Annotated in this window: 6 protein-coding genes and 3 pseudogenes; all 9 read right to left on the bottom strand. The window is 54.1% G+C overall.

All coding sequences use genetic code 11. The annotated features are described in order from the left end of the window. Nucleotides 1–202: 202 nt before the first annotated feature. A pseudogene (gene nagA / locus JCM12539_RS09170) lies at nucleotides 203–1,359 on the bottom strand (N-acetylglucosamine-6-phosphate deacetylase). Nucleotides 1,360–1,536: 177 nt separating this feature from the next. Beyond that, on the bottom strand, nucleotides 1,537–1,929 hold the full coding sequence (locus JCM12539_RS09165) for a PTS sugar transporter subunit IIA (RefSeq protein WP_054650899.1): 393 nt from the start codon (nucleotides 1,927–1,929) through the stop codon (nucleotides 1,537–1,539). 39 nt (nucleotides 1,930–1,968) lie between these two features. Further along, nucleotides 1,969–2,781 carry a PTS system mannose/fructose/sorbose family transporter subunit IID gene (locus JCM12539_RS09160; RefSeq protein WP_054650897.1) on the bottom strand — a complete coding sequence of 271 codons (813 nt, stop codon included), beginning with the start codon at nucleotides 2,779–2,781 and terminating at the stop codon, nucleotides 1,969–1,971. Further along, entirely contained in the window at nucleotides 2,768–3,685 is a 918-nt protein-coding gene (locus tag JCM12539_RS09155) for a PTS mannose/fructose/sorbose/N-acetylgalactosamine transporter subunit IIC (RefSeq protein WP_054650895.1), read from the bottom strand. The genes JCM12539_RS09160 and JCM12539_RS09155 overlap by 14 nt, the downstream gene beginning before the upstream one ends. Further along, a pseudogene (locus tag JCM12539_RS09150) lies at nucleotides 3,685–4,181 on the bottom strand (PTS sugar transporter subunit IIB). The gene JCM12539_RS09155 and the pseudogene JCM12539_RS09150 overlap by 1 nt, the downstream one beginning before the upstream one ends. Before the next feature lie 420 nt (nucleotides 4,182–4,601). Next, complete coding sequence (locus JCM12539_RS09145) at nucleotides 4,602–5,777, bottom strand: AgaS family sugar isomerase (protein WP_054650893.1); 1,176 nt, start codon at nucleotides 5,775–5,777, stop codon at nucleotides 4,602–4,604. 21 nt (nucleotides 5,778–5,798) lie between these two features. Continuing rightward, nucleotides 5,799–6,536, bottom strand: coding sequence for a GntR family transcriptional regulator (locus tag JCM12539_RS09140; RefSeq protein WP_162204108.1), 738 nt, complete (start codon nucleotides 6,534–6,536; stop codon nucleotides 5,799–5,801). Nucleotides 6,537–6,912: 376 nt separating this feature from the next. Then, nucleotides 6,913–8,471 (bottom strand): annotated as a pseudogene (locus JCM12539_RS09135) (UDP-N-acetylmuramoyl-L-alanyl-D-glutamate--2,6-diaminopimelate ligase). A gap of 37 nt (nucleotides 8,472–8,508) precedes the next feature. Beyond that, nucleotides 8,509–8,985, bottom strand: coding sequence for a transcription elongation factor GreA (greA, locus tag JCM12539_RS09130; RefSeq protein ID WP_054650889.1), 477 nt, complete (start codon nucleotides 8,983–8,985; stop codon nucleotides 8,509–8,511). Nucleotides 8,986–9,901 lie beyond the last annotated feature (916 nt).

Here is a 9,901-nt window from a genome sequence, read left to right as displayed (position 1 = left end):
ATTTTTCGGGCTCAAAGAATCGCGAGAGGCCGGAACGGCCGGAGCGTGCGGGTGTAGCAATCACGGCGTAGGACACGTAAGCCGCAACCCCAAACCCCGCCCGCGTGTTCGTGACCACAAATTGTCGGATTCGCCCAACCACACAAAAGCCGCAACTCCGAAGAGTTACGGCTACGTAGTGGTTTAGTAATGGTACAGGAGATTATGCCTGGTACCGGGATTCCCCGTTCAGGTAGGTCTCGGACAGCGTCATGTCTGGGTTCAGCACCAAGAAGTCGGCGTCGCGCCCTGGCAGAATGCTCCCACACTTGTCGTTGATGCGGCTGGACTTAGCGGCCGTGTACGAAGCCATCATAACGGCTTCTTCAGGCGTTGCGCCGTTCCAGTCAACCACGTTCTTGATGGCGTCCTTCAACTGGAGAATCGAACCAGCCAGGTGGTTGTCACTCTTCAGGCGGGCAGTACCCTCGCCGACCGTAACGGGGAATTCACCCAGAACGTAGTCGCCGTCTGGCATCAAGCCCGCACGCATGCAGTCCGTAATCAAAGCAACGTGCTCTGGCGTCTTCTCACGAATCAAGGAGGTCGCCACTTCTGGACGGATGTGGTGACCGTCACAGATTAGTTCATCGTCGACCACGTTCATGAACATTGCGGCGCCAACCATCCCCGGTTCGCGGTGCGTCAAACCACTCATCCCGTTGAACGTGTGGGTGAAGGACGTTGCCCCAGCCTCAACACAGTCACGTGCCTGTTCAAAGGTGGCACTGGAGTGGCCCAGCGAAACTACTTTGCCCGTGCTGCTAACGTATTCAGTGAACTTAACCGCACCATCGCGTTCTGGTGCCAAGGCAATCTTCTGTAACATGCCCTTGGCGCTTTCCTGCCACTGCTTAAATTCATCAATGGATGGGTCGCGGAAGTACTTCGGGTTCTGCGCACCTTTGTGTTCCGTCGTGAAGAATGGGCCTTCAAAGTGGATACCCTGAATCTTAGCGCCCGTTTCGGAGCCGGCGTGGTCCCCGATGGTCTTGCAGACGTCGTTCAACTGTTCAAAGCTGGCCGTCAGCGTCGTTGGCAACCAGGAAGTAACCCCAGTCCGCAGCAGACCCTCGGACATTTCGTTCAGGCCTTCCCAGTCGTTGTCCATTACGTCATGATCCAGCAAACCATGAATGTGGGTGTCGACCAAACCTGGAGCAATCCATTGGCCGTCGTAATCAACAACCTTGCCCTTTGGTGCTGGGTGTCAGTCGGAATGAATTCCCCAAACTTACCGTCATCAGTCACCTCAAGGTAACCACCGTTTTCGGTCGTGTTCTTCAAAAAGAATTTTGCAGCGTGAATATAGTAGCTCATGAAATAATTCTCCTATCCTCGTTTTGTCGACACCAGCCAACTGCTAGCGCTTACTAGCGTTTTACACCATCCAGTGTATCACGCTGTGGTCTAGACCACAACTGGTTGGTACCAATTAACCTAGTTAACCCCGACTCATAGCAAAACCCCGTAGTCATCGACCCGGGGCTGCCTTGATTAGTTACCGGTAGTGCCGGCAATTACGTCGTTGATGTGGACCACACCGGCTTTGCCATCATCAACCAAGTTTGGCGCCATGTCGATCATCGCCCCGTTGATGAAGCTGATGACCATGGGCAGGTTCATCCCGGCGTACAGGTCAATGTTCTGGCCTTCCATAATCATGCGGGAGACCACGTTGGCCGGAGTACCGCCCATCAGGTCAGCCAGCACGGTAAAATCGTCCAGACCGGCAATCGTATCGTTAAACTTCTTCTGGAAGTCTTCTGGGCCCTCGTTCGGCAACAGTGGTACCGCCAAAATGTCGTCTTGCGGACCCATGATGAGTTCCGCGCTCTTCTTTAACTCCACGCAGAAACTGCCGTGGCTAATCAAGATTAATTTGGTCATGAAAATTCACCTTTCCTATCCTTCAATCAAAGTCGTGCATTAGCCCTTGGCAATCACACCAAGTGCGGAGAGTACAACGGACACAATCAGCACGATGAAGATTGCCCGCGTTGAGGTCATGTGTTTCTTACCCAGCAGCCAGTAGATGGCACCAACAATAACGGCTGGTAACAGCTTGGGCAAGATCATGTCCAGGTTGTTTTGCAGGTCCAGTGGCACCGACCCAATCTTTGGTGCCCAAGCGATCTTGACGTTGATCATCGTGGCCACCAGGGCCCCAACCATGAACACACCCATCAGAGTAGCAGCATCAGTCAAAGCTGACAACTGGCTCTGCATGTTGGTAACCAGGGACACACCTTGACGGTACGCAATCCGCAGTTGCTTCCAACGGAATACGTTGACTGCCATCTGCGCAATCACCCAGATGAGGATACCGGTCGGGTTACCCTTGCTGGCCATGTTGGCCGCAATGGCACCAAAGATGGCCGGAATCAACGCGGCGAAAATTGAGTCCCCGATGGCGGCGAAGGAGCCCATTAAACCAGTCTTCAGACCGGTAACGGTTTCTTCACCCTTAATACCCTCTTTTTCTTCGACGGCCAGGTCAATACCAGTAATGATGGTGTTGAAGAAGTTGGACGTGTTGAAGAACTGGGTGTGGGTCTTCATCATCTTCTTGAGTTCTGGTGTGTCATCACCATAAATCTTCCGCAACTGCGGCAGAATGGTGTACAGGTACCCAGAGCCCTGCATCCGTTCGTAGTTCCAACCCAGCTGGAAGCCGAAGAGGCTACGACGGTTGATTTGCTTGAAGTCTTTGTCAGTTAATTTGTAATTAGAGTTCGTCATCAGTGATCTCCCCCTCGTCTGCAGAACTGTCTTGCTTGACGGCTGCCTTAGTACCACCGTCGCTACTGCCACCACCATTATTGTTGGCTGCACTCTGCTTGTAGCTGATAGCTGCCAGAGCGAAACCAATCAGCGCAATTGCCAGCATGGACAGACCGTTGAAGGACGTAGTGAACGCCTTGGTTGCGGTAGCCAGACCAGTACCCAGCGTCTGAATGTCGGTGAAGGTAACGGTGAACAGGGTGGTGATGATGAAGCCCAAAATCAGGTATGGGAAGTGCTTCTTAACCGGCAGGTACCGGAGCAGGATAGCAAACCCAACGGCTGGCAGGATGGCACCGGCAACGGTCAGACCATCACCCAGCCACTTCCAACTGCCGTTCAGGACGGCAACAACTTTGGTAACCAGGCCACCACCAAACGTGAGGGCCAAGCCAACGGGAATCATACGGGACAGCGCCCATGGCAGGGCACCGGCCAGGAAGTAACGCTCAATCCCTTTGTAGTCCATCTCGTCGACCTTCTTGTCGATCCGGTGGGCAAAGAAGGTGTTGGTGAACCGGGCCAAGATGTCAGTTTCAATCATCAGACTGGCAACGGGCACGGCCAGCGCGGCAACGGCTGCTTCTGGCTTCATCCCCGTGCTAATCGAGAACGCGGTTGCCAGGATGGTACCGGAGTTGGCGTCAATCTTGGACGCACCACCGAAGGTACCAACACCCAGCACGGTCAGCTGCATGGAACCACCGATAATCAAACCGGCCTTCATGTCACCCATCACAATACCAGCAAAGAGACCGGCAAAAACGGGCGCACTCAGTGAGGAATAGATCTGCAATTCATCGAGGATTTGGTACCCCGCATATAAAGTTAATAGTGCAATCTGCCACCAAGCTATTGCCATTATGCTTCTCCTCCTAACCCTTTCTTGAGCAGGCTCATAAAGTCTTGCGACTCATCACCTGGAACCATCTGTGCGGTCAACTTAACGCCCTTGGACTGTAGTTCCTTGAAATCAGCTACGTCACTGTCCAAAACGTTAATTGATTAGTAATGTGTTTAGTATCATCGGTCTGGGACATGTTACCAATGTTGATGCTGTCGATACCCACACCTTTGTTAATCAAAGCTAACAATGGCGCGGGGCCCTTTGCCACGATGAATACTCGCTGTGAATCATACTTGTGGTTCAAGATGTGATCTGCTGCCGTGTCGACGTCCAGGACGGACAGGCGCACACCCGCTGGGGTAGCCATCCGTAAACCACTCTTCTCAATCTGACTCTGGGAGACCTTATCATCAACCACCATGATGCGGGTAGCCTGTAACTTGGTCGTCCATAGGTTAGCGACTTGGCCGTGTACCAAACGGCCATCAATCCGCGTTGCAATAATTGCCATGAAGTTCCTCCTCCTCTACTGCTGAAACCGTGCCAAACAACTTTGCGGAACCCACCAATGCTCCCCGCCATACGCCTTTAATTAACTGCTACTACCCAGATACAAGCACCAGTCTGAAGCGTTTGGCTGCCGCGCGCGATGACGGTTCCGGTGTCACCACACATTTTGCCGTTAATCAATCTGACGCCCTAGGCAACGTTACCGTAATGAATACTAGTCAACTACTAATCAGCACCGACTCTGGTGCAGGACGAACAATGGCATAAACATTTGTACCTAACCCGTACCAGCACCTTGTGGCGCATCAAGGGTCTTAACAAAATATTCTGCACTAGCGTAGGTGCGTGTAGTTCGTCGTAGCCATTACGAGCAACGTTGCCATTGGGGGCCTCACCTCCTTAACGGATCTGAATCTACCTACTACTTGGTGTAATCGTGAATGATCACGCCCTTGACCACGCGGTTAACGGTCCCTGTTGGGGATGGCGTGTCGGGCTTGTTGCCAATCTTAACGGAGCTGAGTAGTGCTAGCGTCTGCGCAAACATGACGTCTGGCAGCGCCTGGTAGGCTTCGGGCAGCTGTGGGTCGCCGTTAGCAAAGATGAAGCTGTCACCGGAAAAGTCGTTGTCCTGACTCGTACCGATAGCAACGACCCGCTTGGCGATTTCGTCACCCTTAATTTCTTCCATGACGTCCACATCGTACTGCCGTGTGTACGCATTGTTGCTCAGGAAGTCGAACACCAGGGTGTGGTCGTTAACGAACGACTTTGGTCCGTGACGGAAGCCCATCGAGGTATCAAAGATGGTGGCCAGTTTACCCGCCGTCAGCTCCAACACTTTGAGCTGGGCCTCACGCGTTAGCCCCCCGAGACTGCCGGAACCAAGGTAAGCAATCCGGTCGAAATCCTCATCAACCAGGTTCTGGATGAAGTCTTCGCGTTCAACCACTTCCCGGCCCATCTTGGTGATGGTATCGACGTAGCCGGCCTTTGTGGCTGCGTCCGCCTGGTCGAATACCAGCAAAGCCGTTAGGGCCATGCAGGAGAAGCTACCAGTCATGGCAAAGCCCTTATCGTTCGAACCGGCCGGCTGCAGGAGGACCAAGTTCTTAGCCTCGCCCTCAGCGTGCTGTGCAAGGTTGCCGTCGGGAGCACAGGTAATGGTGAGCTGGTGCAGGTTGGTCACAATCTGCTCGGCTAGAGCCACGGCCTGAACTGACTCAGGCGAGTTACCACTACGAGCAAAGGAAACCAGTACGGTGGGCGTGTCTGCTTCAAGGAAATCGTACGGTGCGGACACGATATCCGTGGTGGCGATGGACTCAAAACGGAAATGCGCCCGGTCGCCGTGGGCATTGAGGTATGGCGTGACCGTATCACCGGTATACGCACTGGTACCCGCACCCGTGAAGATGACGCGGACCAACTGGCCGTTCGCAGCCGTCACCACTTTGTCCAGAAATGCGGCTACCTGGTCTGCCTGTTGCTGGTAGTTAGCCAGGGCTTCCTGCCATAAATCTGGCTGCTGCTTGATTTCCTTAGTGGTAATCTGTGCACCTAACTGGGTTAATTCTTCTGTTGACTTGCCAAACATGCTGCTCCTCCTCGAATATTACTAATTATTTTGCGTCCGCACCGGGTGGTGACGAACGGTGTAAACAAATTGATCGGCGCGCCCAACGCTCAGCGTGTACTCAATCACCTCACGATTGAGGCTAATTGATGTCCGTTTGATGTTGAGGCTGGGTGAACCCAATGGTACCCCGAGTAACTCCGCGTCTTTGTCCGGCATCAAGCTGGCATAAAAGGACTCAGACGCATTAATTACCGGCGAGCCGTAGCGGTCACGCAAAGTGGCGTAGAGGCTGGTGCGCTCGATTTCCGCGGCGGATAACCGCGGGAACCGGTCAGCCGGCATGAACGTCCGTTCCACCATGAGTGGCACGCCATCAGCCAGCCGCACCCGTTTCATCTTGTACGTCGGCGTGCCCACGTCAACGCCAAGGTGCTCGCTTAAGTACTCGGTAGCTGGTTGCTCGTGGAGGTAAACAATTTCCGAACGCGGATGCCGACCCAAAGCCGTCATTTCCTCGGTGAAACTATACATCCCCGCCAAGTCGGTCGACTCGCTGGTATCGTTCGCCACGAACGTGCCCCGTCCGCGTCGGCGGTAAACCAGCCCCATCATCTCCAGCTTGGAAAGCGCCGAGCGTACGGTATTACGGCTAACCCGGTACTGATCGGCGATTTCGCGTTCACCAGGAAGCCGCTCATGGGGCGACATGCGCGTCCTAATCTGTTTTTGTAGTGCCTGTACTAACTGCTCATGTAACGGTTGTTCACTTAGCGTCACCGACACCACCTCCAAATATTGGTACCAACCAGTAAGATTGTAACCGCTAGCAATACCGTTGTCAAACGCTTTCAATAAATTGGTTGGTACCAGCGGCAACATTAGCCATTGGTATATACCGCAATATCCGTCACAATTATTGTGTATTAAAAAAACTCTTTATTAACTAGACTCACCATACCGTTGCCAATATTGAATTGCCATCATCTTGGTTAGCTAAGCTGACACGGATTCTAAGATTTTGATATGTAAACGTTTTACACGTCTCTTATTGGTCTAGCCCGGCATCCTTTCGCGGGGTAAGGTCAGCTTATGCACATAGAAAAGGAGCCATTACGCATTAACGTAACGGCTCCACATCAACAATGCTATTCAATTACGCGTTACTTTGACCCAACTTGGCTGCTTCCTGGTTGGTAACCACAATGTCACTAGGCCATTCCGCATCAACGCCGCGCACGCGCTGTGACGCCTCCTCACCTTTGCCGGTAATCAGCACGATATCGTTAGGTTGACTGTCGGCGATGGCCGCGTGGATGGCCGCACGCCGATCGAGCACTTTGTGGACCACAACGCGGTCGTGGTCAATCTGCTCGTCAACCTGGTCCACAATTGCGGCCGGATCCTCAAATTCAGGGTCATCCGTAGTCAGGTAAACGTCGGTGGCGTGTTCGTTGAGCGCCCGGGCAAAGTCAGCGCGTAAGTCGACCCCTTTGCCGCCTGGCGCACCCAATACCACCCGTAAACGCGCCGGTTGGTACTCACTGTGCATGTACCCCAGCAGCGTATGCAGGCTCGCATAACTATGGGCGTCATCAACAAAGACGTGCCCGTGGTTCGGTACAGTGACGGACTCCATCCGGCCAGGTACCGCCACGTTGGCGATTCCCGCCGCGGCTTTGGTTGCGTCAATACCGGTCAGCCCCGCGCCAATGATGGCCGCGGTTGCGTTGCTAACGTTGAAGTCACCCACCAGGCCCAGCTGGTACTGACCGCCAATATTGAGCTCCACGGCTTTATCAGTCACCGGCACCAACCTAAATTTGCTGATTTCCAGGTCGGCTTCCACCTGTTCGTAGCGGAAATCAATGGGTAGGTCGGGATCCTGCGGCTGGAAGTCGGTGCTGGCAAACAGGTAAATACTGTCCGCGTAGGTCGTGGTCCGGGCGGCCGCGTAAACCGCATCGAAGTGATCAGTTTCCGCGTTAATGACCACGCGCCGTGAGTTAACTAGCAGTTGCACCTTGTTGTGCAGGTAGTTAGCAAAGTTGGGGTGCTCACTCGGGCCGATATGGTTGGGCGTAATGTTCAGGAAGAACCCGATATCGTAGGTCAAACCAAACACACGGTTGCGCAGGTACGCCTGGCTGGAAACCTCCATAACCAGGTGCGTCATGCCGTTGTTAACTGCCTCACGCATATCGTGAAACAGGTCCATACTCTCCGGCGTGGACAAATCGGACTTAAACCGCTGGTCTGGGTTCGGTCCGACAATCCGGTCAATGGTGGAGAACAGCGCAACGTGATGCGGGTGTGCCGCCTCCAAGATGCCACGGGTAAAGTAGGCCGCGGTGGTCTTGCCCTTGGTGCCCGTATAGGCAATCACTTCTAGATCGTCCTGCGGGAAGTCGTAGAACGCCGCACTAAGGATGGCCATGGCTTCGTGATATTTACCACAATCAGGGCGTTCAGACCGTTACCCTCAACGTAGGGTTTTTCCGCAACGTAAGTAGTAGCACCGCTATCCTTCGCCATTGATAGGTAGATAGGACGGAATTTATCACCCTTACAGAAGAACAGGGTCGGCCCTTCCACTTTGCGCGAATCATAGGAAATGCCCGTCATTTCAACATTCACGTCACTTTGGACCGCACTACTTTTGAGCAGGTGATGTTCTTTCAATAGCAAAATACATGCTGTTAGTGAAATTGCCATAGTCTTCTCCTATCTATTCGAGACAAGTTTGTCTAGATTATAGCATACCCGGAGTTAACCGCACCGCTACAAGTTTGACAACGTATTCACCATTGGGCGCAGCGACCGTGCAACTATCCCCGACGTGGTGGTGTAGGATGGCCTGTCCCAGGGGGGATGCACTGGTAAGGTTGTTTGGAGCAAAGTCAGCCTCGGCGGGGCCAACAAGCTGGTAAGTTTCCGGTTCCTCATCATCGTCAAACAATAGCTCGACGGTCTTGCCCAAAGTAGCTTCATCATCGTCCACGGGTGTGACGACCTCGCCGTAACGAGTTTGCTTATCCATGTAGCGCATCTGGCTTTCCAGGTGGCGCAGCTCGCGCTTTGATTCGGTGTACTCGGCGTTCTCGGAGCGGTCACCCAAAGCGGCAGCTGCCGCAACGCGCGCAATCAGTGCGGGGCGGGCCGCCTTGAGCCGTTCAATTTCTGTGTGTAGGTGGTGCATTCCATTCGGCGTAATGTCGAAGTAGTCCATTCTGTATCTACCTTTCCCTTATTAGTACGTCGATTGTGCAACAAGCTACGACTGGTGGCAAGTCCTTACTAGCAAATCTTAATGTTCCCGTGGGTTGTGGTTTCGAGTGGCGGTTCTGGCCGGTGGGGGTGCCGTGGGGTACTGCGACTTGGTGGACCGCTCCACGGTGACCGCTGCTAGTGGCTGATCGTACTGGCGTAGTGGCTCCGGTTGAGCGGCCGTTCCCCCCGACCGGTGCTGAGAGCCTCACGCTTTGTGTACGCCTAGCCACAGGTGGCGGTTCTGGCCGGCGGGGGTGCTGCGGGGTACTGCGACTTGGTGGACCGCTCCACGGTGACCGCTGCTAGGGCGAAACCTCCAACCGCAAAAACCGCGGTTTCCGGTGCGACTTAGAGCCTGCCTGCCAAGAGCGGGCAGCCAGTCTCTAAGTTCGTCGCGCTGTACATCGCTACGCTCTTACAGCGGCAAGCCCCTAACAGCGGTCACCGTTCCGGGTCCAGTCGTCTCCGTACCCCACAGCACCCCCACCGGCCAGAACCACACTTGCGTATTGACCACGCTCCTAGCAAGAACATCGAATTCAGAAGTGTTGGTTCTACACATGTCAAGCGAACTAAAGCCTTAACGGAAGTACAAGAATGTTCATCCAAGCTATAAAGTCCGCCAATGTACCTCAACCATCCATTTTGATTAGCTGTAACTTCGGAGTCGATGGTTTGCTAAACTCATACCTCGTACCGACAGGCCGCGGCAGAGACGGGGCTGAATGGTAACCCTGCCACTATATAACGGAAACCTCGGGTAGTAGCTGGGGGGCATCGTGCCCTTGGCCATGACTTACACAGTAGCGTGCGGCCGCGTCGGCCGGCCCGGTGAGCGGAGGCGTGTGGGGTCGGAATGGTAACCACTGCCGGGG

The organism is Lacticaseibacillus pantheris DSM 15945 = JCM 12539 = NBRC 106106 (genome assembly GCF_001311175.1).
Taxonomy (GTDB): Bacteria; Bacillota; Bacilli; order Lactobacillales; family Lactobacillaceae; genus Lacticaseibacillus; species Lacticaseibacillus pantheris.
This window is presented reverse-complemented; position numbering and strand designations above follow the sequence as displayed.